The organism is Amycolatopsis heterodermiae (genome assembly GCF_034929455.1).
In the GTDB taxonomy this organism is placed as follows: Bacteria; Actinomycetota; Actinomycetes; order Mycobacteriales; family Pseudonocardiaceae; genus Amycolatopsis; species Amycolatopsis heterodermiae.
The window spans coordinates 1-25,094 of record NZ_JAYFSI010000008.1; the positions used below are offsets into that span (position 1 = coordinate 1).

Annotated in this window: 25 protein-coding genes and 2 pseudogenes; 16 read left to right on the forward strand and 11 right to left on the reverse strand. The window is 71.3% G+C overall.

All coding sequences use genetic code 11. The features are described 5' to 3' along the window. Positions 1-176: 176 nt before the first annotated feature. Both alc and allB read right to left on the reverse strand, forming a co-directional pair. Positions 177-1,190, reverse strand: coding sequence for an allantoicase (gene alc / locus VA596_RS30465; protein WP_323331649.1), 1,014 nt, complete (start codon positions 1,188-1,190; stop codon positions 177-179). Between the two features lies 1 nt (position 1,191). Beyond that, a complete protein-coding gene (gene allB, locus VA596_RS30470) occupies positions 1,192-2,520 on the reverse strand; it encodes an allantoinase AllB (RefSeq protein WP_323331650.1) in 1,329 nt (442 codons plus the stop codon). Between the two features lie 129 nt (positions 2,521-2,649). On the opposite strand from allB, the pseudogene VA596_RS30475 reads away from it, so the two are divergent. From VA596_RS30475 to VA596_RS30505, 7 genes and pseudogenes are all read left to right on the forward strand, one after another. Continuing rightward, positions 2,650-2,877: pseudogene (locus VA596_RS30475) on the forward strand (helix-turn-helix domain-containing protein); the annotation flags it as partial. 330 nt (positions 2,878-3,207) lie between these two features. Continuing rightward, positions 3,208-3,435, forward strand: a pseudogene (locus VA596_RS30480) (helix-turn-helix domain-containing protein); the annotation flags it as partial. Between the two features lie 79 nt (positions 3,436-3,514). Then, the gene (uraD, locus tag VA596_RS30485) at positions 3,515-3,994 is read left to right on the forward strand and encodes a 2-oxo-4-hydroxy-4-carboxy-5-ureidoimidazoline decarboxylase (protein ID WP_323331651.1); all 480 of its coding nucleotides are present in this window, start codon (positions 3,515-3,517) and stop codon (positions 3,992-3,994) included. After that, positions 3,991-4,308 carry a hydroxyisourate hydrolase gene (gene uraH, locus VA596_RS30490; RefSeq protein WP_323331652.1) on the forward strand — a complete coding sequence of 106 codons (318 nt, stop codon included), beginning with the start codon at positions 3,991-3,993 and terminating at the stop codon, positions 4,306-4,308. The genes uraD and uraH overlap by 4 nt, the downstream gene beginning before the upstream one ends. A 3-nt stretch (positions 4,309-4,311) precedes the next feature. Further along, positions 4,312-5,193, forward strand: coding sequence for a factor-independent urate hydroxylase (gene pucL / locus VA596_RS30495; RefSeq protein ID WP_323331653.1), 882 nt, complete (start codon positions 4,312-4,314; stop codon positions 5,191-5,193). Between the two features lie 178 nt (positions 5,194-5,371). After that, positions 5,372-5,950 (forward strand): TetR/AcrR family transcriptional regulator, encoded by a 579-nt coding sequence (locus VA596_RS30500; RefSeq protein ID WP_458364022.1) that lies wholly within the window; start codon positions 5,372-5,374, stop codon positions 5,948-5,950. 114 nt (positions 5,951-6,064) lie between these two features. Then, on the forward strand, positions 6,065-7,645 hold the full coding sequence (locus VA596_RS30505; protein ID WP_323331654.1) for a glycoside hydrolase family 27 protein: 1,581 nt from the start codon (positions 6,065-6,067) through the stop codon (positions 7,643-7,645). Position 7,646: 1 nt separating this feature from the next. On the opposite strand, the gene pucD is transcribed toward VA596_RS30505, so the two are convergent. Genes pucD through VA596_RS30525 form a run of 4 tightly spaced genes read right to left on the reverse strand, consistent with a single transcriptional unit; the run spans position 7,647 to position 12,557 of the window. Then, entirely contained in the window at positions 7,647-9,902 is a 2,256-nt protein-coding gene (pucD, locus tag VA596_RS30510) for a xanthine dehydrogenase subunit D (protein WP_323331655.1), read from the reverse strand. Then, on the reverse strand, positions 9,899-11,239 hold the full coding sequence (locus VA596_RS30515) for an 8-oxoguanine deaminase (protein ID WP_323331656.1): 1,341 nt from the start codon (positions 11,237-11,239) through the stop codon (positions 9,899-9,901). The genes pucD and VA596_RS30515 overlap by 4 nt, the downstream gene beginning before the upstream one ends. Continuing rightward, entirely contained in the window at positions 11,236-11,703 is a 468-nt protein-coding gene (locus tag VA596_RS30520) for a (2Fe-2S)-binding protein (protein WP_323331657.1), read from the reverse strand. Before VA596_RS30520 ends, VA596_RS30515 begins: the two co-directional genes overlap by 4 nt. Then, positions 11,694-12,557, reverse strand: a complete 864-nt coding sequence (locus VA596_RS30525; protein ID WP_323331658.1) for an FAD binding domain-containing protein — start codon at positions 12,555-12,557, stop codon at positions 11,694-11,696. The genes VA596_RS30520 and VA596_RS30525 overlap by 10 nt, the downstream gene beginning before the upstream one ends. 123 nt (positions 12,558-12,680) lie before the next feature. Between VA596_RS30525 and VA596_RS30530 the strand changes: the two genes are divergently transcribed. The 3 genes from VA596_RS30530 to VA596_RS30540 are packed head-to-tail and all read left to right on the forward strand — an operon-like array spanning position 12,681 to position 15,627. After that, complete coding sequence (locus VA596_RS30530; RefSeq protein WP_323331659.1) at positions 12,681-14,018, forward strand: PucR family transcriptional regulator; 1,338 nt, start codon at positions 12,681-12,683, stop codon at positions 14,016-14,018. Next, on the forward strand, positions 14,015-14,416 hold the full coding sequence (locus VA596_RS30535; protein ID WP_323331660.1) for a MarR family winged helix-turn-helix transcriptional regulator: 402 nt from the start codon (positions 14,015-14,017) through the stop codon (positions 14,414-14,416). The genes VA596_RS30530 and VA596_RS30535 overlap by 4 nt, the downstream gene beginning before the upstream one ends. Before the next feature lie 23 nt (positions 14,417-14,439). Next, entirely contained in the window at positions 14,440-15,627 is a 1,188-nt protein-coding gene (locus tag VA596_RS30540; RefSeq protein ID WP_323331661.1) for a DUF2786 domain-containing protein, read from the forward strand. Positions 15,628-15,631: 4 nt separating this feature from the next. On the opposite strand, the gene VA596_RS30545 is transcribed toward VA596_RS30540, so the two are convergent. Continuing rightward, complete coding sequence (locus tag VA596_RS30545; protein ID WP_323331662.1) at positions 15,632-15,868, reverse strand: hypothetical protein; 237 nt, start codon at positions 15,866-15,868, stop codon at positions 15,632-15,634. Between the two features lie 267 nt (positions 15,869-16,135). Here VA596_RS30545 and VA596_RS30550 point away from each other — a divergent pair, with 267 nt between their 5' ends. After that, complete coding sequence (locus VA596_RS30550) at positions 16,136-16,444, forward strand: hypothetical protein (RefSeq protein WP_323331663.1); 309 nt, start codon at positions 16,136-16,138, stop codon at positions 16,442-16,444. Between the two features lie 54 nt (positions 16,445-16,498). On the opposite strand, the gene VA596_RS30555 is transcribed toward VA596_RS30550, so the two are convergent. Continuing rightward, positions 16,499-17,686, reverse strand: coding sequence for a DUF6986 family protein (locus tag VA596_RS30555; protein WP_323331664.1), 1,188 nt, complete (start codon positions 17,684-17,686; stop codon positions 16,499-16,501). Further along, on the reverse strand, positions 17,686-19,266 hold the full coding sequence (aceB, locus tag VA596_RS30560) for a malate synthase A (RefSeq protein ID WP_323331665.1): 1,581 nt from the start codon (positions 19,264-19,266) through the stop codon (positions 17,686-17,688). The genes VA596_RS30555 and aceB overlap by 1 nt, the downstream gene beginning before the upstream one ends. Before the next feature lie 112 nt (positions 19,267-19,378). Between aceB and VA596_RS30565 the strand changes: the two genes are divergently transcribed. Next, complete coding sequence (locus tag VA596_RS30565; RefSeq protein WP_323331666.1) at positions 19,379-20,155, forward strand: IclR family transcriptional regulator; 777 nt, start codon at positions 19,379-19,381, stop codon at positions 20,153-20,155. A 73-nt stretch (positions 20,156-20,228) separates the two neighbouring features. Further along, entirely contained in the window at positions 20,229-20,528 is a 300-nt protein-coding gene (locus VA596_RS30570) for a hypothetical protein (RefSeq protein ID WP_323331667.1), read from the forward strand. Between the two features lies 1 nt (position 20,529). Here VA596_RS30570 and VA596_RS30575 read toward each other — a convergent pair whose 3' ends face one another. After that, positions 20,530-21,030 carry a GNAT family N-acetyltransferase gene (locus tag VA596_RS30575; protein ID WP_323331668.1) on the reverse strand — a complete coding sequence of 167 codons (501 nt, stop codon included), beginning with the start codon at positions 21,028-21,030 and terminating at the stop codon, positions 20,530-20,532. Between the two features lie 142 nt (positions 21,031-21,172). Here VA596_RS30575 and VA596_RS30580 point away from each other — a divergent pair, with 142 nt between their 5' ends. Together VA596_RS30580 and VA596_RS30585 are read left to right on the forward strand one after the other, a co-directional pair. Continuing rightward, entirely contained in the window at positions 21,173-21,676 is a 504-nt protein-coding gene (locus VA596_RS30580; protein WP_323331669.1) for a hypothetical protein, read from the forward strand. Positions 21,677-21,730: 54 nt separating this feature from the next. Further along, a complete protein-coding gene (locus tag VA596_RS30585) occupies positions 21,731-22,453 on the forward strand; it encodes a hypothetical protein (protein WP_323331670.1) in 723 nt (240 codons plus the stop codon). Here the strand turns inward: VA596_RS30585 and ftsY are convergent. Continuing rightward, positions 22,450-23,745 carry a signal recognition particle-docking protein FtsY gene (gene ftsY, locus VA596_RS30590; RefSeq protein ID WP_323331671.1) on the reverse strand — a complete coding sequence of 432 codons (1,296 nt, stop codon included), beginning with the start codon at positions 23,743-23,745 and terminating at the stop codon, positions 22,450-22,452. The two genes, VA596_RS30585 and ftsY, sit on opposite strands and share 4 nt — an antisense overlap. 139 nt (positions 23,746-23,884) lie before the next feature. Here ftsY and VA596_RS30595 point away from each other — a divergent pair, with 139 nt between their 5' ends. Then, the gene (locus VA596_RS30595; protein ID WP_323331672.1) at positions 23,885-25,093 is read left to right on the forward strand and encodes an anhydro-N-acetylmuramic acid kinase; all 1,209 of its coding nucleotides are present in this window, start codon (positions 23,885-23,887) and stop codon (positions 25,091-25,093) included. The last annotated feature ends 1 nt before the right edge of the window (position 25,094 follow it).

Sequence of the window (25,094 nt, forward strand, 5' to 3'; positions counted from 1 at the left end):
ACGGCTCACGGCTCACGGCTCACGGCTCACGGCTCACGGCTCACGGCTCACGGCTCACGGCTCACGGCTCACGGCTCACGGCTCACGGAAGTGGACCACGCGACTCGCCAAACCGACCAGGTGGCGCAAACCGACCTGCGCGGCTTGTCGCGCACCGCGCCAACTTCGCCGTGTGGCTAGCGGGTCTTGGCGAACCGGGCCTTCACGTTCGCTCGCCCGGCCTCCGTCAGGCGGCCGAACAGGCGCAGCCTGGCGAGACCGCCGTCCGGGTAGATGTCCAGGCGAGCTTCCGTCACCTCGGGGCCGTCCGGCAGGGCGAAGCGGTGGCGGGTGTCCGGCTGCAGGCGCGTCTTCGGCAGCAGCTCCACCCACTCTCCGTACGTGTCGCGGCCGCTGATCGAGGCCCAGCCCGGGGCGTTGCCCTTCAAGTTGCTCGTGTCCAGCTCGACAAAACGAACCGTTCCGGCGCCGGCCAGGCGGAGCGTCACCCAGTCGTTGCCGTCGTCGCGGCGGCGGGCTGTCTCCCAGCCCTCGGCCTGATGGGCGGCCAGGCCGGGCGACAACATGTTGTTCGGCGAGGAATAGAACATGTTGCTGCACCCCGTCACCAAGGCGCCGTTCTCCAGGGCCGCCAGGTCCAGGGCGTCGAGATCAAGCAGGTCCGGGTCCGGGATCGGGGCGCCGTGGACGCGCAGGCGGGCGACGCCGCCGTCGGGGTGCTGGGTCAGGCGTACGTGCGTGTACCTGCGGGAACCGTTGACCGTGTAGAAGTTCTCCGTGTGGCCCGCCGCGGGCGCGTGGTCGACCAGGACGTCCCAGTCCGCCGACGTCAGCTCCGCCGCGCTCAGGTAGCCCGGCACCGACGCCGCCTCGACCGAGACGAACGGCGGGTAGTTGCCCTTGAAAAACGCCGTGTCGACGATGACGCCGGTGACCGTGCCCGCCAGGCCGAGGCGCAGGATCGCCTGGTCGTCGCCCGGTTCGCGGTGGCGGCGGGTCTCCCAGCCGTCGTAGACCTGGCCCTTCGGGCCGAACGTCTCGGCGCGGTGCGCCGGCGTCCACGGGTTGACCAGGTTCTCCTTCTCGGCGAACAGCTCGTCGGTCGCCCACATCACGGTCCCGCCGAAGCGGCGTGAGGCGAGGTCGGGCAGCTCTGTCCACTCAGGACGGTCAGACAACACAGCCTCCATTTCAGCAGTTCCCCCGGGTCAGCAACGCGCCAAAGGGCTCGTCACCGGTGATTTCGGTGCCCCGCAGCCAGGTCGAGCGGACCACGCCGGCCAGCGGACGGCGGTCGTAGGCGCTCACCGGGTTGCGGTGCTTCAGTTTCGCGACGTCGACCACGAACGCCTCGTCCGGCGCGAACACGCAGAAGTCGGCGTCGTAGCCCACCGCGAGATGCCCCTTGCGGCGCATTCCCGCCTGTGCGGCCGGGTGCTCGGCCATCCAGCGGACGACGTCGGTGAGCGCGAACCCGCGCTGCCGCGCCTGCGTCCAGATCGCCGGAAGTCCCAGCTGCAGGCTCGAAATCCCGCCCCAGGCCTGACCGAAGTCGCCACTGTCGAAGCGTTTCAGCTCCGGAGTGCACGGCGAATGGTCACTGACGACGCAGTCGATCACACCGTCGGCGAGCCCCTGCCACAGCAGTTCGCGGTTGGCCGCTTCCCGGATCGGCGGGCAGCATTTGAACTGCGTCGCGCCGTCGCGGATCTCCTCGGCGACAAAACTCAGGTAGTGCGGGCAGGTCTCGGCGGTCAGCGCGACGCCGTCGCGGCGGGCTTCCGCCACGAGCGGCAGGGCTTCTGCGGACGACAGGTGCAGGATGTGCGCTCGCGCCGAGTTCCGGCGGGCCGCCTCGATCACGTGCGTCACGGCCAGGTTCTCCGCCGCTCGAGGTCGCGACTGCAGAAAGTCGACATAGCGACCGCCGTGCGGCTCGGGTGCGCCGTCGATTTCGTGCGCGTCTTCGGCGTGAACGATCATCAGCGCGTCCAGGGAACTCAGCTCCCGCAACGCTTCGTCGAGCCCGGCCGGGTCGAGCGGCGGGAACTCGTCGACGCCGGAGTGCAGCAGGAAGCACTTGAACCCGAAGACGCCGGCCTCGTGCAGGCCGCGCAGATCCGAGACGTTGCCGGGGATCGCGCCGCCCCAGAAGCCGACGTCGACGTGCACCCGGCCGGTCGCCGCCTTGCGCTTGACCTCGAGCGCCGCGACGTCGACCGTCGGCGGCAGGCTGTTGAGCGGCATGTCCACGATCGTGGTCACGCCGCCCGCCGCGGCCGCGCGGGTCGCCGTCTCGAAGCCCTCCCACTCGGCGCGACCAGGGTCGTTGACGTGGACGTGCGTGTCGACCAGTCCAGGTAGCAGCACGACGTCGTCGCCGAGTTCGACGACCCGATCGCCGGACAGCTGAGCGCCGCCGGGTTCGACCGCGACGATCCGGCCGCCGTCGACGCCGAGGGTCACCGGGACCTCGCCCTCGGCCGTGACAGCCCGGGCCGCGCGCACCACAAGATCCATCCGAGAACCCTTCGCCGGGAGATTTGTCGCCGCCGATTTCGCAGTACGGAACGACGGTTTCGCACAACGACACTAACCACGGCTCGCGCCGCTCGTCAACGACGGACGTCGCGCGTTACGGTCATCCTCGTGCGGCTTGAAGCGGAGTTCACCAGCGAACCGTTCCACGGCGAGGGTTCGCCGCCCGAGCACGCGCTCGCCGCGCGCGACGCCGCCGAGGAAGCGGGGCTGGACACCGACTTCGGGCCGCTCGGCACCCTCGCCCGCGGTGACGCGAAGGCCCTTCTCGAGGCCTTGCCCGCGATCACGCAAGCGGCGCTCGACGGGGGCGCCACCCAGGTCACGCTGCAGGTGCGCTTGGTGGGCGCCGACGCGGCGACCAAGAGGGAAGATCGACCCGACGGGCCGACCAAAACGACGGTTTCCGCCGGCGAACCGCGCGATCCGACAGGCGCCCGAGCTGCCGAACCACCCACGGCGGGCGATCCGGCAGCCGAACCGCACCCGACGGGCGACTCGGTAGGCGAACCACACAAAAAGGGCGCCCACGCAGGCGAACCACACGACACAAGGCGCCCGGCAGCCGAACGACCCGCGGCAGGCGATCCGGCAGCCGAACCCCACACGTCCGGCAGTCCGGCAGCCGAGTCGCTCACGACCGGAAGCCAGGCGGGAAACCCGCACAGCGCACCGGCCGTCGAACTGAACGATGCGCTTGCCCGGCTCATCGCCGATGTCGAACGTGAACTCGGGGCCGCGCTGGGGGAACTCGACCGTCCTGGGAAGCAGCGCGCAGTGCGATTGCTGCGCGAACGCGGCGCCTTCGGCCTGCGGAAATCCGTCTCCTCGGTGGCCGACGCGCTGGGTGTCACGCGGTTCACCGTCTACAACTACCTCAACCGGGAAGTCGACTGACCAGGGCTTTCAACAAAATGTTGACGGAACTCCGGCGTCGACGTACGGTCAGCGGGACGCCACTCACGAGGAGTTCCCCGTGCCGCTCACCCTCACCGACTTCAACACCGCCGACGCCGGCGACGTACGTCCGGCGCTGACGGCCTGTCTTGCCGTCCCCCGTTGGGCGGACGCGATTCTCGGCCACCGGCCCTACGCAAACCTCGACGCCCTGCGCGCCGCCGCGGACCTGCCGTTGAGCAGTGACGAGATCCGCCAGGCCATGGCCGCGCACCCGCGGATCGGCGAAAAGCCGAAGCAGCAAGGGACCGAGGCCGACTGGTCACGCAGCGAACAGTCCGGCGTGGACAACGCCGACGAGTTCGCCGCCGCGAACGCCCAGTACGAAGCCAAGTTCGGGCACGTCTACCTCGTCTGCGCCAGCGGGCGCAGCGGCGATGAGCTGCTGAAGATCCTTCAGGAGCGGCTCGGCAACGATCCGGCGACCGAACTCGGCGTCGCCGGGCAAGAACTTCTCAAGATCGCCGCACTGCGGCTGGCCAAGGCGGTGACGGCGTGAGCCTGGTGACGACGCACGTGCTCGACACGGCGCAAGGGCGCCCGGCGGCGGGGATCGCCGTCCGGTTCGAGACCGCCGAGGGCAAGCCGATCGCCGACGGGCGCACCGACGACGACGGCCGCATCCGCGAACTCGGCCCCGACACGCTGGAGCCCGGCGTCTACCGGCTCGTCTTCGACACCGGTGCCTATCTCGGCCCGGACAGTTTCTTCCCGGAGGTGGCTCTCACCTTCCGGATCTCCGACGGCACCGCGCACCACCACGTGCCGCTCCTGCTCAGCCCGTTCGCCTATTCGACTTACCGAGGGAGCTGAACCGTGGCCATCACCCTGGGCCCCAACCAGTACGGCAAGGCGGAGGTCCGCCTGGTGACGGTGCGCCGCGACGGCCCCGTCCACCACCTGAAGGACCTCACCGTGTCGACGTCGCTGCGCGGCGAGCTGGCCGCGACGCACCTGACCGGCGACAACGCCGGCGTGCTCGCGACCGACACGCAGAAGAACACCGTGTACGCCTTCGCGAAGGAGGCGCCGGTCGGCGAGATCGAGGACTTCGGCCTGCGCCTCGCCCGGCACTTCACCGGCACGCAGGCCAACATCACCGGCGCCCGGATCAAGATCGACGAGCACGGCTGGGACCGCATCGCCGTCGATGGCGCACCGCACGACCACGCCTTCAGCCGCTCCGGCGACGAGCGGCGCACCACCGCCGTCACGGTCCAGGGCGACCGCGCGTGGGTCGTGTCCGGCATCGACGGCCTGACGCTGCTCAAGTCGACCGGTTCGGAGTTCCACGGCTTCCCCCGCGACGAGTACACGACCCTCGCCGAGACCGACGATCGGATCCTGGCCACCGCCGTCACCGCGCGGTGGCGTTACCAGGGTGAAGGCATCGACTGGGCGGAGAGCCACGGCGAGATCCGGCGCCTGCTGCTGGAGACCTTCGCGACGAAGCACAGCCTTTCCCTGCAGCAGACGCTGTACGCGATGGGCCAGTCGGTGCTCGAGCGGCGGCCCGAGGTCGCCGAGGTGCGGCTGTCGCTGCCGAACAAGCACCACTTCCTGGTGGACCTGAGCCCGTTCGGGCTGAAGAACGACAACGAGGTGTTCTACGCCGCCGACCGCCCGTACGGGCTGATCGAGGGCACGATCCTGCGCGACGACGCCGAGGACCCCGGCCCGGCCTGGGACATCCACTAGTCCAGGTCAAAGAGCAGCCCCCGCCCTCTCCGGGGGACCGGCCCCGCTTCCAGCGTACCGGGGGCCTCCGACGGAAAGCCGGAAAAGGCGGGATTCCGGGCGGCTTGTCCACATCACGGGCAGGGTGTGGACAAGCCGTGTTGATAGAACGCTCTAACGAACGGCGTATCCTCGGATCGTGGCAGGGACCAAGGAACGCATCATGGCCGCCGGCGCCGAGTTGTTCCGGCGCAACGGGTACAGCGGTACCGGGCTCAAGCAGATCGTCGGTGAGGCGAACGCGCCGTTCGGGTCGCTCTACCACTTCTTCCCCGGAGGGAAGGAGCAGCTCGGGACCGAGGTCGTCCGGGAGTCCGGGCTGGCCTACATCCAGCTGTTCGACCTGTTCATCGCTCCCGCACCCGATCTGATCAGCGGGATCGAGGCGTTCTTCGCCGCCGGGATCGCGACGCTCGAGGCCACCGACTACGTCGAGGGCTGCCCGATCGCGACCGTCGCTCTCGAGGTCGCCAGCACGAACGAACCCCTCAGGCAGGCCACCGCGGACGTCTTCACGGCGTGGATTGACGCCGGGACCGAGAAGTTCGCCAAGTTCGGGCTCAGCCAGGAGGCCGCCCGGACGCTCACCATCTCCGTCGTCAACAGCCTCGAAGGCGCCTTCGTGCTCTGCCGGGCGCTGCGGGACACCGAGGCCATGGCCGTCGCGGGGGCAACCAGCGTGGACGTCGCCAAGCGGCTCCAGAGCGAGCAACTTTAGTCGGGAATCCAACAAGAATACTCAACATGGCGCTTGACCGCCCAGCATCGGACATCGAAGCTACGGAGTGGTCTAGTCCTCCTGCCTCAACACCGTCGTTCGGTTGGAGCCGCCATGCGCCGAATCCTCGCCGTCCTCGCCGCCGCCGTAGCCGTCATCGGGATCACCAGCCAGCCCGCGAACGCCCTGGAAAACGGGCTCGCGCGAACCCCGCCGATGGGGTGGAACACCTGGAACACCTTCGAGTGCACCATCAGCGAGACGCTCGTCAAGCAGACCACCGACCTGATGGTCAGCTCCGGGATGCGCGACCGCGGCTACACCTACGTCAACCTCGACGACTGCTGGATGACCAGGAGCCGTGACAGCGCGGGCAACCTCGTCGCCGACCCGGCGAAGTTCCCCAGCGGCCTCAAGGCCCTCGGTGACTACATCCACGCGCGCGGGATGAAGTTCGGCATCTACGAGAGCGCCGGCACCGAGACCTGCCAGCACTACCCCGGCAGCCTCGGCCACGAGCAGGCCGACGCGAACAGCTTCGCGGGCTGGGGCGTCGACTACCTCAAGTACGACAACTGCGGCAGCCCGAGCGGCGAGACCCAGCAGGACTACGTCCGCCGCTACTCCGCGATGCGCGACGCGCTCAAGGCCACCGGCCGCCCGATGGCCTACAGCCTCTGCGAATGGGGCAACTTCTCCCCCTCGACCTGGGCCGCGGACGTCGGCAACCTGTGGCGCACCACCGGGGACATCACCAACAACTGGGGCAGCATCGACTCGATCTACCGCCAGAACGTCGGCCTCGCGTCCGCCGCGAAGCCCGGCGCCTGGAACGACCCGGACATGCTCGAGGTCGGCGACGGCATGGACTTCCAGGAGGACCGCGCGCACTTCACGCTCTGGGCGGCAATGGCCGCGCCGCTGATCGCCGGCGCCGACCTGCGCAGCGCCAGCGTCGCCACCTTCTCGACCTACCTCAACTCGGACGTCATCGGCGTCGACCAGGACCCGCTGGGCAAGCAGGCCACGCGGATCTCGTCGAGCGGCGGGCTGGACGTCCTGAGGAAGCCCCTCCAGGACGGGGACGTCGCCGTCGTGCTGTTCAACGAGAACACCACGACAAAAACCGTCTCGACGACGGCCGCCGCGGCCGGGCTGCCCAGCGCGTCGAACTACCGGCTGACCAACCTGTGGTCGAAGGAACTGACCACCAGCACCGGCACCATCAGCGCGAACGTCCCGTCGCACAGCACCGTGATCTACCGCGTCAAGGCCAACGCGAGTGGCAGCAGCATCAACACCGCCCACCCGCTGCAGGGCGCGTCCTCGTCACGCTGCATCGACATCAACGGCAACGTCACGACACCCGGCACCAAGGTCGACATCTGGGACTGCGACGGCGGGTCCAACCAGTCCTGGACGTTCACCAGCGCCGGTGAGCTCAAGGCCAACGGCCTCTGCCTCGACGCCGACGGCGGCGCCACCGCGGCCGGGACCAAGCTGATCGCCTGGACCTGCCACGGTGGCACCAACCAGCAGTTCAAGCTGAACGCCGACGGCTCCATCACGGGCACGCAATCCGGGCTGTGCGCCGACGTCACCGGCGGCGACCAGCCCGCCGGCAACGTCAACGGCACTCAGCTCGAACTGTGGAACTGCAACGACGACGCCAACCAGAACTGGAGCCTCAAGTAACTCAAGTGCCCGTGAGGTGTTCGGGCCGGACCGGGACGCGCGTGAGCGCGAGCCCGGTCGCGGCCCGGATCGCCGCCACGATCGCCGGGGTCGACGAGATCGTCGGCGGCTCCCCCACCCCGCGCAGGCCGTACGGCGCGTGCGGGTCCGGGCGCTCCAGGACGTCGATGCTCATCGGCGGCATGTCCAGGACGGTCGGGATCAGGTAGTCGGTGAAGGAGGGGTTCCGGATCTTCCCGCCGGAGGTCTGGATCTCCTCCATCACCGCGAGCCCGAGCCCCTGCGCCGAACCGCCCTGGATCTGCCCGAGCACGGCCTGCGGGTTCAGCGCCTTGCCGACGTCCTGGGCGCAGTCCAGTGCGACCACCTTGACCAGGCCCAGCTCGACGTCGACGTCGACAACCGCGCGGTGTGCGGCGAACGCGTACTGCACGTGGGCGGTGCCCTGGCCGGTTTCCGGATCCAGACCGGTGGTGGGCCGGTGCCGCCACTCCACCGTTTCGTCGTAGACGTCGTCGGCGAGGACGTCCACCAGATCGGCGACGACCTGGCCGTCGGCCGCGACGAGCTTGCCGCCAACCACCCGCACTCGCTGGTCGAAGCGGGAAAGCAGCCGCGCGCGCACCGCCGCGCTGGCGGCCTGCACCGCGCCGCCGGTCACGTACGTCTGCCGGGACGCCGACGTCGAGCCGCCGTTGCCGATCGAGGTGTCCATCGGCAGCACCGTCACCTGCTCGACGCCCAGCTCGGTCCGGACGATCTGCTGCATGATCGTCACCAGGCCCTGCCCGACTTCGCAGGCCGCCGTGTGCACGGTCGCCGCGGGCTCGCCGCCGACCAGCCGCAGGCGCACGCGGGCCGTCGAGTAGTCGTCGAAGCCTTCGGAGAAGCAGACGTTCTTGATCCCGACGGCGTACCCGACCCCGCGGACGACCCCTTCGCCGTGCGTCGTGTTGGACACCCCGCCCGGCATGTGCCGCAGGTCGAACGGCCGTTCCGGCGGCATCGGCTTGGCGCGCACCAGGTCCAGCAGCTCGGCGACCGGCGCGGCCGAGTCGACGGCCTGGCCGGTCGGCATCAGCGCGCCTTCGCTCATCGCGTTGCGGACGCGGATCTCGACCGGGTCGAGGCCGCACGCAGCGGCGAGCTTGTCCATCTGCGATTCGTAACCGAACGCCGCCTGCACCGCGCCGAAGCCGCGCATCGCGCCGCACGGCGGGTTGTTCGTGTAGGTGCCCCAGCAGTCGACCGCCACACTGTCCACTGTGTACGGTCCGACGCCGAGCGTGGCGGCGTTTGCGACCACCGCGCCGGTCGAGGACGCGTACGCGCCGCCGTCCAGGAACAACCGCGTCCGGACGTACACCAGACGCCCGTCGCGGGTGGCGCCGTGCTCGTAGTACATCTTCGCCGGGTGACGGTGCACGTGGCCGTAGAAGGACTCTTCGCGGTTGTAGACCATCTTCACCGGCTTGCCGGTGTGCAGGGCCAGCAGGCACGCGTGGACCTGCATCGACAGGTCCTCACGCCCGCCGAACGCTCCCCCGACCCCGCCGAGGGTCAGCCGCACCTTCTCCACGGGCAGGCCCAGGGCGGCGACGATCTGCTGCTGGTCGACGTGCAGCCACTGCGTCGCGACGTACAGGTCGACGCCGCCTTCGGTGTCCGGCACGGCCAGCCCGGACTCCGGCCCGAGGAACGCCTGGTCCTGCATGCCGACTTCGTAAACGCCCGAGACGACGACGTCCGCGGCCAGGTCCTGCGGCCCACGGCGGATCTTCACGTGCCGCACGACGTTGCCGCCTTCGTGCAGCGAAGGGCCTTCGCCCGCGACGGCGGCTTCGGAGTCCGTCACGGGAGAGAGTTCTTCGTAGGAAACGACGATCCGCTTCATCGCGCGGCGCGCGGTCTCCGGGTGATCGGCGGCGACCAGCGCGACCGGCTCCCCCTGGTACCGCACGACGTCGACCGCGAGCACCGGCTGGTCGCTGTGCTCCAGGCCGTAGCGGTTGACGCCGGGGACGTCCTCGTGCGTCAGCACCGCGTAGACCCCGGGCACCTTCAGGGCTTCGGTGAGGTCGATGCCGGTGATCCGCGCGTACGGGTGCGGGCTGCGCAGGGTCACGCCCCACACCATGTCCTCGTGCCACAGGTCCGAGGAGTACGCGAACTCGCCGCGCACCTTGACCGTGCCGTCGGGACGCCGCGGCGAGGTGCCGACGCCGTTGACCGTCTGGGTGCTGACGGAAGTGGTCATCTGTCCTCCCGCAACCGGGCGCTCGCCGCCGCCAGCTCGGACGCGATGTCGGACTCGTCCGCCTCGCGCAAAACCGCGTCCTCGACGACGGCCTTGCCGCCGACGAACAGCCGCCGCACCGGCGGGGTCGTGCCCAGGACCAGCGCCGCGACCGGGTCCGTGATGCCCGCGTAGTTCAGGCCGGTCAGGTCCCAGACCGCGAGGTCGGCGAGCTTGCCGGGCTCGATCGAGCCCAGGTCGTCCGCCCGGCCGAGGCAGCGGGCGCCCCCCATCGTGCCCATCCACAGCGCCTCGCGCGTGGTCAGCCCGCGCGGGCCGCCGCGCTGGCGGGCCTGCAGCAACGCCTGGTGCAGCTCTTCGCCGAGCCCGCCGGACTCGTTGGACGCAGCCCCGTCGGCGCCGAGGCCGACCGCGACCCCCGCGTCGAGCAGGTCGCGGACCGGGGCGATGCCGGCGCCGATGCGGCCGTTGGACGTCGGGCAGTGCGCCGAGCCGGTACCGGTCGCGCCGAAGCGGCGGATCGCGTCGGGCGCCAGGTGGATGGTGTGCGCGAGCCAGACGTCGTCGGCGAGCCAGCCCAGCTTGTCGGCGTACTCGGCGGGCGTGCAGCCCACCTCGGCGAGGCACTGCTGCTCCTCGTCGAGGGTCTCCGCGAGGTGCGTGTGGAGCCGGACGCCTTTGCTGCGGGCCAGTTCGGCCGCGCCCGACATCAGCCGTTCGGTGACAGAGAACGGTGAGCACGGGCCGACGGCGATCTGCAGGTGCGCCCCCGCCGAGTCGTCGTGGAACCGGCCGATCGCCGCTTCGGTGCCGGCCAGCGCGTCTTCGGTCGTCTCGACGAGGTTGTCCGGCGGGAGCCCGCCGTCGGACTCGCTGCGGTCCATCGAGCCGCGCACGACGTGCAGCCGGACACCGATCCGCTGCCGGGCCGAGGCCAGGGCCGCGACCTGGTCGCCGCCGTCGCGGGGGAAGACGTAGTGGTGGTCGGCGACGGTGGTGCAGCCGGTCAGGGCCAGCCGGGCCATCCCGGCGGTGGCGGCGGCGTGCGTGATCTCCGCGTCGAGCCGGCCCCACACCGGGTAGAGCGCGACCAGCCACTGGAAGAGCGTGTGGTCGGCGGCCATCCCGCGTGTGGCCCACTGGTAGAGGTGGTGGTGGGTGTTGATCAGGCCCGGCGTGACCAGGCAGCCCGACGCGTCGACGCGCTCGTCGAACTCGCCGGTGTAGACGCCTTCGCCGACTTCGGCGATCCGGTCGTTCTCGACCACGACGTACCCGTTCGCGTACTCCGCGCCGCTGACGGTCGCGACCGCACCGCCGGTGATGAGCGTCCTCACGCGACCCTGCCCTTCGCCACGGCGCGCACGGCGTCGAGGATCTTCTCGTAACCGGTGCAGCGGCAGAGGTTCCCCGCCAGCGCCTCCCGGATCTCTTCGTCGGACGGATCGGGGACGCGGTTCAGCAGGTCGTGCGCCGCGACGACCAGGCCCGGCGTGCAGAACCCGCACTGGACGGCGCCCTGGTCCACAAAGGACTGCTGGATCGGGTCGAGCTGGTCGCCGTCGGCCAGACCTTCGACCGTGCGTACCACGCGCCCCTCGGCCTGCCCCGCGGCGACCAGGCACGCGCACACCGGGACGCTGTCGAGGTAGACCGTGCAGGAGCCGCATTCGCCCTGCTCACAGGCGTTCTTCGACCCCGGCAGGCCGAGCCGCTCGCGCAGCACGTAGAGCAGGCTCTCCCCCTCCCAGACGTCGTCGGCCTGCCGTTTCTCGCCGTTGATCGTGACGTTCAGGCGCAAACCCGCTCCCCCGTCCGGTGCTCGTCCCAGGCCCACGTCAACGTACGCCGCGCCAGCACCGACAGCGCGTGCTTGCGGTAGGCGGCGCTGCCGCGGACGTCGTCGATCGGTGCCGTCGCCTCGGCCACCAGCTCGCCGAAGCGGCGTTTCAGGGAGTCCGGCAACGCGTCCGACGACCCCCACGGAAGCTCGGCGGCCAGGAACTCCTCGGCTTCACTAGCGCGGCGCGGTGTGGGCGCGGCCGAGCCGATCGCGGCGCCGACCTCGCCGTTTCGCAGGGCCAGCGCGAAGGAGCAGACCGCGATGACCATCGCGTTGCGCGTGCCGACCTTGGCGAACTGCTGCGGCCCGGCGTGCGCGGGCAGATGGACGGCGGTGATCAGCTCGTCGGCTGCCAGCGCGTGGCGTTTCACGCCGACGTAGAACTCCTCCGCCGGGAGGATGCGGGTCCCCCGCACGGAGGCCGCCTCGACGCGCGCGCCGAGGGCCAGCAGCACCGGGTGGGTGTCCCCGGCGGGCGAGGCCGCGCCGAGGTTGCCGCCGACCGTGCCGCGGTTGCGGATCTGCGGCGAGCCGACCGTGCGCGAGGCCATGGCCAGCGCGGGGACGAGTTCACCCACTTCGGCGATGACGCGGGAGTACGGGACGCCGGCGCCGAGCCGGACCGTGCCATCGGATGCGGACCAGTCGGCCAGCTCGCCGATCCGGGTCAGGTCCAGCAGGGCGTCCGGGCGGCGGTGGTCGAAGTTCAGCTCGACCATGACGTCGGTGCCCCCGGCGATGGGCACGGCGTCGGGACGCTCGGCTTTGAGAGCCAGGGCCTCGGCCAGCGTCGCGGGACGCAGGAACTCCACGCTTGCTCCTTCGTGCGGGGCGAATAGACCAGTAGACGCCCAATGGCCGACGGGCGGCAACGGCACGGGCCATGAAACGCACCCGAGCGAACCCCCGGGCGTTTGTGCTTTCCTACAAGCCTGATGACGACCGTGAAAACTCTGCTGGGCCTGCCGGGGCTGCGGCTGCGCCCGCGGGCCGGGACCGACCTGCTCGACCGGCCGGTGACGCGTATCTACGTCACGGAGCTGTCCGACCCCGGACGGTATCTGTCGGCCGGTGAGCTGGTGCTTTCGGGCCTGCTCTGGTGGCGCGAACCGGGGGACGCCGAGCCGTTCGTGGCCGCGCTGGCCCGCTCCGGCGCGGCGGCGCTGGCGGCGTCCGGCGCCGACTCGGACGGCATCCCGGACGACGTCGTCGAGGCCTGCGAGCGGCACCGGATCCCGCTGCTCGAGGTGCCGATCGACCTGTCGTTCTCGGTGGTCACCGAGCAGGTCGTGCTGGCTTTGGCCGCCGCGTCCGACGGGGCCCGCAAACGTTTGCAGGCGGCCGCGGACGCTCCCGTGGAGACGCTGCTGGAGCGCGCGTCGACGGAGCTGGGGCTGCCGTGCTGGGTGCTCTCGGGGCTGGGCCGGGTGGTCGCCGGGGTGACGCCGCTGCCGATGCCCGTCGAGGAGGTCGTCCGGCGGTACGCGGGCCAGGAGCCGGGGCCCCTGACGCTGCTCCCGGTGGAGGGCGGGCACGCGGTGCCGTGGCTGATCGCCGTCGGCGGGGCGCTGAGCACCGCGCAGGCGGAGCTCGCCGAGGAACTAGCGGGACTCGTCGGCGTCACGCGGGCGCGGGCGGCGCGGCCCGAAGGCGAGTTGCCCGGCGAAGTCCGGGTGGTCGCGCTGCGGACCGAAGGCAGCGACGAGAGCCGGGACGTCCTGCGGGAGCTGCTGCCCGGCGGGCTGCTGCTCGAGTCCGCCGGGGAGACCTCGTTCGCGGCGACCGCACACTGGCCAACTGAGGCCGCGACGGAGCTGTCCACTGTGGAACCTTTGCTGCGGGCGAAGCGGATCCTGTGTGGTGTCAGCGCTCCCGCGCCGCGGGACGAGGCGTGGGCGACCGCGCGGTACACGCTGGAGGTGGCGGCCCGGCGCGCGGGCCGCGTCACCGTGGTGCCGTCGAACGAGGTGGACGCCCACACGCTGCTGCTCGCCGGTGCCCCCGCGGGGGTGCGGGCCGCGCTGCGACGGCGGGTCCTCGGGCCCCTGCTGGAGTACGACGCCGAACAGCACACCGACCTGGTGCACACCGTCCGGGTGTTCCTCGAGTGCTCGGGCTCGCCGACGCGGGCGGCGAAGGCCCTGCACGTCCACGTCAACACCCTGCGCTACCGCATCGGCCGGGCCGGCGAGCTGCTCGGCGCGGACCTGACCGAGTTCACCGACCAGCTCGACGTCTACCTGGCGTTGCGCGCGGGAGACCAGCCGGGATGAGCGACGAGATCACTTCGGCCCGGCAGGCGGGGCACGACCCCCGGGTGCCGGCGTTCGGGCGGCGCGCTCTCGAGCAGCAGTGCGGGATCACGCACCTGGTGTACGAGGTGCTGCTGATCGTCGGGCGCGCGGGCGAGGACGGGCTGACCATGCGCTCGATCGCGCAGGAGCAGGTGCTCACCACCGGCGGCGCGACCCGGCTGGTCGACCGGCGCGTCCAGCTGGTGCGGCTGACCGAGCTGGGCGAACGAACGACGGTCCGCGCGAGCCGGCTGCACGTGGCGAACATCGAGCGGTACTTCTTCGCGCCGTTGCCGGAGGAGCACCGCGAGCGGTTCGCCGACGACCTGCGGACGTTGAGCCACGCGGCCAGGGACGCCCTGCCGAAGCTGCGCTGAGCGGCTACCGGGAGACTCGGGCCATGGGCAAGCAGAAGCGCCGGGCGGCCTCCGCCGAGGACGTCCCGGCGCCGCGGACGGCCGAAGAGTTCGCAGGCGCCCTGCTCGCCGCGGCCTACGACGGCACGAAGGCCGCCGCGGTGAAGCGGCTCGCGCCCGGCCTGGAGCTGCCGGATTCCTTGGCGAGAGGCGTGGATCTGGCCGGCCGCCAGGTGATCACCCGGGTTTGCCGGAACGGCTGGCTGCCCGAGGACGTCCACCAGGCGGCGCGGCGCCGGGTCGACGAGTTCGCCGTCTCGTACGTGCTCGACACGCTCGCCGGGTACGCGGGCCAATTCTCTCCCGAGACCGTGCACCCCGGCTGGCGGGAGCAGCTCGACGAGACGGGCGCCGTCCAGTGGTGGTCGGCGGCCGAACCCCATGCGACGCAATGGGCGGCGAAGCACATCCTGACCGCCGCCGAGGCGGTGACGACCGTCGTCGAGGCCCTCGGGCTCCTGGTGTCAATGCCGCCGTTGAATCCCGTTCTGCCCGTGCCGGGGACGCCTCACCGGCCGGCGGCTCACCACGCCGTCGACGAGAAACAGCTGGGCCGGGTGCGCGCGCTGCTGGCCAAGGCCGAGTCGAGTTCGTTCCCGGAGGAGGCCGAAGCCCTCTCCGCGAAGGCGCAGGAGCTCATGACCCGGTACGCCCTCGACCGCGTCCTGGTCGAGAGCGCGGCGCCCGACGTCCCGGCGTCTCGCCGGCTCTGGCTGGACACGCCCTACCTCGACGCGAAGTCGCTGCTGGTCCACGTGGTGGCGACGGCGAACCGCTGCCGCGCCGTCTTCGACGCGCGCTGGGGGTTCGTCACCGTCGTCGGCGACGAGAACGACCTGGACGCCGTCGCGCTGCTGACGACGTCGCTGCTGGTCCAGGCGACGCGGGCGATGATCGCCGACCCGGCCGGGCGGTCACGGGCGTTCCGGCAGTCGTTCCTCGTCTCCTACGCCACCCGGATCGGCGAGCGCCTCGAAAAGGCCGCGGAGACCACCCTCGCGGACGCCCCCGACGCGGACCGCCTGCTGCCGGTGCTGGCGTCCCACGAGCTGAAGGTGCAGGCGGCCTTCACGCAGCTCTTCCCCGACGTGGTCGGCAAGTCCGTGACGGTGCGCGACGTCGACGGCTGGGACGCGGGCCGGTCGGCCGCCGACCGCGCCCGGCTGCGCTGAACGGCTACAGGAAGATCTTCACGAGCTGGTCCCGGCCGTCCTGGTCGCGCACCAGGACCTGCTTGCCCGCCTTGAGCTCGGCGTCGACGAACTCGTAGACCAGCAGCGCCCGGTTGACGAGGTCGACCTTCTTCAGGCCGGTGCGGTCCTGCAGTTTCGCCAGGGCGTCGACCGCCTCGGCGATCAACGCGACATTGACACGATCGACCGCGGCGGGCCGGTTCTCCTCGGGCGAGGGCATGATGCCTCCTTCTTCGCGCCACTCCATCATGGCAGGTTCGACACCGAAATCCCACATTTTTCGCAGCAGAAGTGTGTTGCGATCATGGCGAGCGGTGTTCTACAGTCGATGTCGGCACTTCTGAACCGGGCTTTCCGGGGACCGGTGGGCGGCACACGGGGGTTGGCTGCCAACCGGTAACCGGCCACGGCGCGAGCCGCGGCCCGAAAGTGGTGCTCGGCTGGCCGTGCCGCCACGGACGTCAAGCCGGGCCCGGGAAGGAACGGCATGAGTGCCGAAATCGAGCGCGCGGATTCGTCCGCGCCTCAAGGGACAGAGCACCTCCCGACCCGGTTCGCGCACGTCCGGATCGAGACGTCGGAGGTGAAGGCGGAGCTGGCCGTGCCGTCGAGCCAGGCCCGCCGGCTGCTCACCACCGTCCTGGACGTGCTGGTGGTGCTCGGCGCGGTTCTCGGTCCGACGCTGACGGTGAAAGCGGCTCCGGCCGCTCTTCCGACGTGGGTGACGGCCGGGACGATCGCGGGTCAGCTCGCCGTGCTGACCCTGGTCGCCGTGCTCGCGCACCGGCCGTCCTAGCCGGTGACAGTGGCTGGGCGGATGTTCTCCCCCGGACGTCCGCCCTGCCGCTGCTCACACTTCGCGACGCGCGTACTTCTCCAGCTCCGGCCGCCCGAACGGCAGCTCACCCTCGTCGAGGGCCCCGCAGTCCAGGCCGCGCAGCAGGTACACCGCCAGGGCCTGAGCCGTCGCCGGTTCGTCCAGGACTCCGCCCGCCGTCTTGTCCGCGTACGCGCGCAGGCGCTCCACCGCCGCCGGGAAACCCTCGCGGTAGAACGTGTACGTCGCCGCGAAGCGCGTTGGCAGCTGGTGCGGGTGCAGGTCCCAGCCCTGGTAGAAGCCGCGTTCCAGGGACCGGCGGACCAGGCGGAGGTGCTCGGCCCACGCCGCGGGGAGCGCGTCACCGATGGGCAGGCGGTTGGTCGAGCCGTCCGACAGGCGGACGCCGGTGCCCGCCGCCGAGACCTGCATCAGCTGCTTGGCCAGGTCGGCCGCCGGGTGCTCCATGCTCTGGTACGCCGCCGCGATGCCGAGCCCGGCGCTGTAGTCGTACGTTCCGTAGTGCAGGCCCGAACAGCGGCCGTCCGCGGCGTGCACGATCCGGGCCACCGACAGCGTCCCGTCCGCGTCCACAATGGACTGGGCCGTCTCGATCTGGACCTCGAACCGCAGCGACCGCTCGGGCAGCTCGTACGCGGATTCCAGGCGCGCCAACACCTCCGCGGCGACCGAGACCTGGTCCACCGCCGTCACCTTCGGCAGCGTGACGACGAAACCGGACGGTAGCGGCCCGTGTTCCAGCAGGCTGCCCAGGAACAGGTCCAGCGTGCGGATCCCGCGGCGGCGCGTCAAAGCTTCGAAGCTCTTGAAGCGGATGCCGACGAACGGCGTGCCGCCCGTGGTCGCCAGCGTCTGGCCGGCCGCGCGCGCCGCCGCGTCCTCGACGTCGTCCGGGACACGGCCGAAGCCGTCCTCGAAGTCGATCCGCAGGTCCTCGATCGGCTCGGTCAGCAGCTTGGCCCGGACGCGCTCGTAGACGTCGGCGTCCAGGCCCAGCAGGTCTTCGTGCTCGACGAAGACCCGCATGGCCTGCTTGCCCCAGTCCGCGACCAGCCGCGTCCGGTACGACGACGCCGGGACGTACACCGTGTGCACCGGCTGGCGTCCCGGCCGCTCCCCCGGGTACAACGCCGCGACGCGCGCGTCGGCCTCGGCCAGGCGCGCGTCGGCGGCGTCGTAGACGTCCTGGGACAGCCGCACTACTTGATCCGCTCGTACGCGGGCAGCGTCAGGAAGTCCGGGAACCCGTCGGCCAGCGCGACCTGCTCGAACAGCTCGACGGCCGGCTCCAGCTGCTCCGGCTTGATCTCCGCGGCCAGCTCGCCGCGGACCTCGGCCAGCACGCCGCGCACCAGCTCCGACGTCACGACGTCGCCGGTGTCCAAAGTGGTCCCGTTCTTGACCCACTGCCAGACCTGCGAGCGCGAGATCTCCGCCGTCGCCGCGTCTTCCATCAGGTTGTGGATCGCCGCCGCGCCGTTGCCCGACAGCCAGGAGGCGATGTAGCGGATGCCGACGTCCACGGCCGCGCGCAGGCCGGCCGCCGTCGCGCCGCCCGGCGTCGAGGCGACGTCGAGCAGCTGGTCGGCGGTGACGCTGACCTCGTCGCGGGTGCGGCCGAGCTGGTTCGGCTGGTCGCCGAGGACCTTGTCGAACTCCTCGCGGCAGATGTCGACCATGCCGGGGTGCGCCACCCAGGAGCCGTCGAAGCCGTCGCCGGCCTCGCGGCTCTTGTCGGCGCGGACCTTGTCGAGCGCCGCCTTGGTGACGTCCGGGTCGTTGCGGTTCGGGATGAACGCGGCCATGCCGCCGATCGCGAACGCGCCGCGCTTGTGGCAGGTGCGCACGAGCAGCTCGGTGTAGGCGCGCATGAACGGCGCGGTCATGGTGACGGAGTTGCGGTCCGGCAGCACGAACTTCTCACCCGCGTCACGGAAGTACTTGATGACGCTGAACAGGTAGTCCCAGCGGCCGGCGTTCAGGCCCGAGGCGTGCTCGCGCAGCTCGTAGAGGATCTCCTCCATCTCGAACGCGGCCGGGATGGTCTCGATCAGCACGGTCGCGCGGACGGTGCCGTGCTCGATGCCGAGCGTCTTCTCGGCGTGGGTGAAGACGTCGTTCCAGAGCCGCGCTTCGAGGTGGCTCTCCATCTTCGGGAGGTAGTAGTACGGGCCCTTGCCGCGGCTGAGCGCCTCCTTCGCGTTGTGGAAGAAGTGCAGGCCGAAGTCGACCAACGCGCCGACGGCCTCGCGCCCGCCGAAGGACAGGCCGCGCTCGTCGAGGTGCCAGCCGCGCGGGCGGACCACGATCGTCGCGTGCTCGACGTCGTCCTTCAGCGCGTAGCTCTTGCCGCCGCTCTCCAGTGTGATGTCCTCGCGGACGGCGTCGTACAGGTTGACCTGGCCGGACACGACGTTCGCCCAGTGCGGCGTGTTGGCGTCTTCGAGGTCGGCGAGCCACACCTTCGCACCGGAGTTGAGCGCGTTGATGGTCATCTTGCGGTCGGTCGGCCCGGTGATCTCGACGCGGCGGTCACGCAGCGCGGCCGGCGCCTCGGCGACCTTCCAGTCGCCCTCGCGGATCTCCTTGGTCTCCGGCAGGAAATCCAGCTTGCCGGTGGTGCGGGCCTCCTCGCGGCGCTTGCCGCGCGCCTGCAGCAGCTCGTCGCGGCGGCCGGCGAAGGCGTCGTGCAGGCCGGCGAGGAAGGCGAGCGCCTCCGGCGTCAGGATCTCGTCGCCACGCTCGACCGGGTCGCCCAGCACCTGGACTTCAGAAGACATGCGGAACACCTCGAGGGTTCGGATCTTTGGATAACGGCCCTACGGTTTTCTACCAGCCGGACTATAGTTTCTGCATAGCGGAAGCTCAACGCAGACGTAAGGAGGACCACCGGTGGCAGCGGAGAAGAACGGGCGCGATGGCGGCGTCCAGTCCCTGCAGCGTGCCTTCGAGCTGCTGGAACACCTCGCGGACACCGGCGGTGAGGCCAGCCTGTCCGAGCTCGCGACGCTGTCCGGGCTGCCGATGCCGACGATCCACCGGCTCATCCGCACCCTGGTCGACCTGGGGTACGTCCGGCAGAACACCAACCGCCGGTACGCGCTGGGCGCGCGGCTGATCCGGCTCGGCGAGAACGCGAGCATGCAGTTCGGCGCCTGGGCGCGGCCGCTGCTGGCGGAGCTGGTCGAGGAGGTCGGCGAGACGGCGAACCTGGCGGTCCTGGAGCGCGACGAGGTCGTGTACGTGGCCCAGGTGCCCTCCAAGCACTCGATGCGGATGTTCACCGAGGTCGGCCGGCGGCTGCTGCCGCACGGCACGGGCGTCGGCAAGGCGATGCTGGCGCACCTGCCCGCGGACGACGTGCGTTCGCTGCTCTCGCGGACCGGGATGCCGGCTTATACCGAGCACACGTTCACGGACGCGGATGCGTTGGCGGTGGAGCTTTCGCGGATCGCTTCGCAGGGGTACGCGCTGGACGAGGCGGAGCAGGAGCTGGGGGTCCGGTGCGTCGCGGTGGCGGTGCCGGGCGCGCCGGTGCCCGCGGCGGTGTCGGTGTCGGGCCCGTCCGGACGGCTGACCGCCGAGGCGGTGGCGCACATCGCCCCGGCGGTGCAGCGGGTGGCGGACGCCCTGGGTGCGAGCCTCACCCAGGCACCACTATCAGTGTGACAATGAGTGATATCTAGTGACTTAAAGTGACCCTGATGTCGGGGGCTTCGAGCCCGCCGGTAAAGTACGCGACATGGCAAGTCTCGAAGACCTCGAAGCCCGCGTGACCGCATTGGAAGAAAAAGTGGACCAGACTCGCCAGGATGCAACCGCGGCTCGCGTACTAGCCGGTGCGGCAGACCGCGATGTCTCTGAGTTCAAGCAGACCCTGAACGGGCACACCAAGGTTCTGAATGCCGTCCGTGAAACCCAGGTCGAACAGGACCAGGAGATCAAGAGTCTCAGGGCGGACATGAACAGCGGGTTCACCAAGGTCAACATCGCGATCGAACAGATCGCCCAGCTGCTCCACCAAGCCCTCAAGAAGGACTGACCTACCTCAGCTCTCCCTCCAGCAGGTCCATGAGCAGGCCGTCGCGCCAGGTGCCGTCCGGGGCCTTCTCGTACTGGCGCAGCAGGCCGACCGGGCGGAAGCCCACCTTCGTGTAGACGCCGATGGCCACCTCGTTGGACGCCGACGGGTCGATCGTCAGGCGGTGGTGGCCGTTGTCCAGGAGGTGGCGGGCCAGGGTGCGGAGGGCGTCCGTGCCGTAGCCGCGGCCGTGGAAGTCCGGGTGCAGCGAGATGTCGATCCCGGCGTGGCGGTACTGCGGGTCCAGCTCCTCGCAGCTCTGGATCATGCCGACGACCACGCCGTCGAGTTCGATCACGTAGCAGGTGTAGCCGTCTTCGACCTCGTACAGGTCGTCGACCTGGTGGTCCGGGTCGCCCCACCAGCGGGCGACCTCCGGGGTGGCCAGGATCTCGCGGAGGCGGCCGCGGTCTTTTGCCGAAATGGTACGCAAAAGTACCCGCGCACCGTGGATGATGGGCATGCTTCGGTCCTCTCTCGTAGTGAATGACGGCTTTGGGACGTCTGTTACGAGGAGGGGCACGAGCGGAAGTGCGTCAACCGGGCATGCCCGGATTCTGCGCCGGCGCGCCCCGCCCGTCATCCGAATTTCCGGAGGGACGGTCATGGACTCCCACACCGGCGGCGCGCTCGCCTGGCTCGCTCAGGGCGCCGCCTCGAACCTGCTCGACCGGCTGGTCGACCGCGCGCTCGACGGGCCACCGCCGATGCCCTCGTGGCCGCGGCTCGGCGGATCACCGCCGGGGACGGTCGAGATCTCGGTGCGGCACCAGCTGACGATCCGGACCCGCACGCCGGTGATCCTGACGCTGCAGGAGGACGGCAGCCGCACGGGCACGGTGTTCTCGGTCGTGCTCGGCCACACGACCCGCGTCAACCTGCCAGGCGGCGACTACTTCGGCGCGGCGATGATCGTCGACCCGCTGGGGCGCACGCGATCCGGCCAGACGCTGCAGGGCATCGGCTGGTCCCGCCTGAAGGTGACGTCCCGCCGGACGTCCCCGCTGGTGATCCCGGCCCACCACCCGACGGCGCCGGTGCTGCTGCAGCTGGGGCTGCGCAAGCCGGACGGCACGCCGCTGTTCCGGCTGCCGCGTTCCCGGCTCTAGGCGTATCAACGGGCGCTCTCGTCGCTCCGGAACGCGGAGAGAGGGGGCGCGAAGGTGGAACCGGTCACCGGATCACTCATCTGGCTCGGTCACGCGGCGGCCGCCGCGGCCGTCGGCAGGCTCGCCGAACGCGCCGTGGACCGGGTCTTCGACGGGCCGCGGCGGGCGGTCACGCTGCCGGAGCCCCGGCGCCACCGGATCGGCGAGGTGACCAGCGACGTCGACGTCGACGTGCGGCACGCGCCCGCCGGGCGGCGTCCCGTGCTGCTGGCCTTCCAGACGGCTCCGGCCGGGAACGCCGGGGACCCGCACGGGGTGACGGTGCCGATGCTGCTCGGCGAGACCGCGCACCTGACCCTGGCCCGCGACGACTACCTGATCAGCGCGCTGGTCCTCGACCCGCCCGCGCAGCTCGGCGGAAAGCCGGTGCTGCACGGCGTCGGCTGGGTCCGCCACTGGGTGGCCAGCTCGCGGACCGACCGGCTCACCGTCACCACCGAGGTGCCGACCACGGAGCTGCTCGAGCGGCTCGGCCTGCGCAAGCCGGACGGGACCGGCCCGTTCGAGCTGCCGCCGTCGCGCCCGGCCTGGCGGCAGCTGCCAGGAATGGGCCAGGGCGTGCAGGAGCGGTGCCGCGCGAGCGTTGTGCAGCGCGGCTCACGCTGCACCATGGCGGTGTCCACCCTCGGCACGAACGGGCTGTGCCTGCACCACGACAGCCACCGCAAAGCCGGGGGCACCGTCCACGACTGGGCCACCCGGAAACGGATTCGTTAGCCCAGCAACGCGTCCACGAAGGCGCCCGGCTCGAACGGGGCCAGGTCGTCCGGGCCTTCGCCCAGGCCGACCAGCTTCACCGGGACGCCCAGCTCGCGCTGGACCTGGAACACGATGCCGCCCTTGGCGGTGCCGTCCAGCTTGGTCAGGACGATGCCCGTGACGTCGATGACCTCGGCGAACACCCGCGCCTGCGTCAGGCCGTTCTGGCCCGTGGTCGCGTCGAGGACCAGCAGGACCTCGTCGACCTTCGCCTGCTTCTCGACGACTCGCTTGACCTTGCCCAGCTCGTCCATCAGGCCGGTCTTCGTGTGCAGGCGGCCCGCCGTGTCGACCAGGACGGCGTCGACGCCCGTGTCCACGCCGCGCTTGACCGCGTCGAACGCGACCGCCGCCGGGTCCGCGCCTTCCTTGCCGCGCACGACCTCGGCGCCGACGCGCTCGGCCCACGTCTGCAGCTGATCGGCCGCCGCCGCGCGGAACGTGTCCGCCGCGCCCAGGACCACGGTGGCGCCCTGGGCGACCAGCACCCGCGCGAGCTTGCCCGTGGTCGTCGTCTTGCCCGTGCCGTTGACGCCCGCGACCAGCACCACCGCGGGCTGCTTCTTCCCGTCGACGGTGTGCGGCAGCGCCCGCACCGCGCGGTGGCCGTCCGTCGACAGCTCCGCCGTCAGCACCTCGTGCAGCACCTCGCGGGCCTCGGCCGAGTTCCGCACCGCGCGCCGGGACAGCTCGTCGCGCAGCCGCTCGACGATGTGGTTCGTGGTCGCCGCGCCCAGGTCGGCCATCAGCAACGTGTCCTCGACGTCCTGCCAGGAGTCCTCGTCGAGGTCGCCGGCGCCGAGCAGGCCCAGCAGGCTCTGGCCGAACATCGACCGCGACTTCGTGAGCCGCCCGCGCAGCCGCTCCAGCCGGCCGGCCGCGGGGTCGATCTCCTCGGTGACGGCAGCCGGCTCGACGACCTCGGCGTCCGGCAGCTTGACGTCGCGCACCGTGCGCTGGGCCGAGTCGCGCGGGACCGCGGCGTCGTCGCCGACGGCGGGCTGGCCGTCGGTCTCCGGGCGGTCCTCGACCGGGTGCTCGGCCGGCTCCTCGACCTCGGGCGCCTCGCCACCGGGCGCGAGGGCGATGCCCCCGCTGGCCGCGTAGCTGCCGCCCTTCGGTTTGGCTTCGACCTCACGCTGGGCGTCCAGGCTGATGCGGCGCTTGCGCGCGACCAGCAGGCCGGTCACCAGCAGGGCGACCAGGACGACGACCGCGATGACTACGAAGATGAACCAGGAGCTCGACACCGCACCATCCTTTCATTGGCCCGCCGCCGCCGCGGACTCGCCGTCCACACAGGCAATTCGTAACGACGTACATCCCGATTGGGCCAAGACTTCACGAGGTGGGTTGCGTCACAGGCAACGCTGCACTAAACCCCTCCGGATGGGGAAACGAGCCAGCCACGGCTTCCGGGTGATCGGGCTGATTTCGGGCACGTCGATCGACGGCATCGACGTCGCCGCGGCCGACCTGCACGCCGAAGAGGACACCGTGGTGCTGACCCCGCTCGGCGAGCTCGACGTCCCCTACCCCGAACCGCTGCGCGAGGGCCTGCTCGGCGCGCTGCCGCCGAACCCGTGCACCGCCGGGGAGCTGACCCGGCTCGACACCGGCGTCGGCCAGGCGTTCGCCGACGCCGCGCTGCGCGGCGCCGTCGAGCTGGCGGGCGGCACCGCGGACCTCGTCGCCTCGCTGGGGCAGACGGTGTTCCACTGGGTCGAAGACGGCAGCGTCCGCGGCACCCTGCAGCTCGGCCAGCCCGCGTGGATCGCCGAGCGCACCGGGCTGCCGGTGCTCGCCGACCTGCGCGCCCGCGACGTCGCGGCCGGCGGGCACGGCGCGCCGCTGGCCAGCACGTTCGACCAGCTGTGGCTGCGCGGCCTGGCCGAGGACAGCGGACGCCCGGTCGCCGCGCTCAACCTGGGCGGGATCGCGAACATCACCGTCGTCACCGCGGGCCAACCGGCGATCGCCTACGACACCGGGCCGGCCAACGCCCTGCTCGACCTCGCCGCCCACCGCGTCACCGGCAGTCGCAGCGACCTCGACGGGCGGCTCGCGCTGAGCGGCTCGGTGCGCGCCGACCTCCTCGTGCGGCTGCTCGCCGACCCGTACTTCGCCGCCCCGGCGCCGAAGTCCACCGGCAAGGAATACTTCCACGCGGCTTATCTCGACGCCGCCCTTGACGGCCTGCCGCCGGTCGCCCCCGCCGACCTGCTCGCGACGCTCACCGAGCTCACCGCCGTCTCCGTCGCCGAGCAATGCCACCACCACGGCGTGACGACGGTGATCGCGTCCGGCGGCGGGATCGCCAACCCGGCGCTGATGACGGCGCTGGCCCGGAACCTGCCGTCCGCCGTGCTCAAGACCAGTGACGACCTCGGCCTGCCCGGCGCCGGCAAGGAGGCGTACCTGACCGCGCTGCTGGGCTGGCTCACCTGGTGCGGCGTGCCCGGTACGGTGCCGTCGGCGACCGGTGCGCGGGGCCCGCGCCTGCTCGGCGCCCTCGTCCCGGGTGCCGGGCCCTTGACCCTTCCTGCCCCGCTGGGGGGCGCCGTGACGCGGTTGCGCGTCGCGGAGAAGGCCGGATGAG

Bases quoted from the DNA above. Each gene is read 5' to 3' on its own strand.
- VA596_RS30575 (WP_323331668.1), bottom strand. From the start codon at position 21,030: ATGCCCATCATCCACGGTGCGCGGGTACTTTTGCGTACCATTTCGGCA.
- allB (WP_323331650.1), bottom strand. From the start codon at position 2,520: ATGGATCTTGTGGTGCGCGCGGCCCGGGCTGTCACGGCCGAGGGCGAG.
- pucD (WP_323331655.1), bottom strand. From the start codon at position 9,902: ATGACCACTTCCGTCAGCACCCAGACGGTCAACGGCGTCGGCACCTCG.
- VA596_RS30580 (WP_323331669.1), top strand. From the start codon at position 21,173: ATGGACTCCCACACCGGCGGCGCGCTCGCCTGGCTCGCTCAGGGCGCC.
- aceB (WP_323331665.1), bottom strand. From the start codon at position 19,266: ATGTCTTCTGAAGTCCAGGTGCTGGGCGACCCGGTCGAGCGTGGCGAC.
- VA596_RS30545 (WP_323331662.1), bottom strand. From the start codon at position 15,868: ATGCCCTCGCCCGAGGAGAACCGGCCCGCCGCGGTCGATCGTGTCAAT.
- VA596_RS30505 (WP_323331654.1), top strand. From the start codon at position 6,065: ATGCGCCGAATCCTCGCCGTCCTCGCCGCCGCCGTAGCCGTCATCGGG.
- VA596_RS30550 (WP_323331663.1), top strand. From the start codon at position 16,136: ATGAGTGCCGAAATCGAGCGCGCGGATTCGTCCGCGCCTCAAGGGACA.
- VA596_RS30535 (WP_323331660.1), top strand. From the start codon at position 14,015: ATGAGCGACGAGATCACTTCGGCCCGGCAGGCGGGGCACGACCCCCGG.
- VA596_RS30540 (WP_323331661.1), top strand. From the start codon at position 14,440: ATGGGCAAGCAGAAGCGCCGGGCGGCCTCCGCCGAGGACGTCCCGGCG.
- VA596_RS30530 (WP_323331659.1), top strand. From the start codon at position 12,681: ATGACGACCGTGAAAACTCTGCTGGGCCTGCCGGGGCTGCGGCTGCGC.
- alc (WP_323331649.1), bottom strand. From the start codon at position 1,190: ATGGAGGCTGTGTTGTCTGACCGTCCTGAGTGGACAGAGCTGCCCGAC.
- VA596_RS30595 (WP_323331672.1), top strand. From the start codon at position 23,885: ATGGGGAAACGAGCCAGCCACGGCTTCCGGGTGATCGGGCTGATTTCG.
- VA596_RS30570 (WP_323331667.1), top strand. From the start codon at position 20,229: ATGGCAAGTCTCGAAGACCTCGAAGCCCGCGTGACCGCATTGGAAGAA.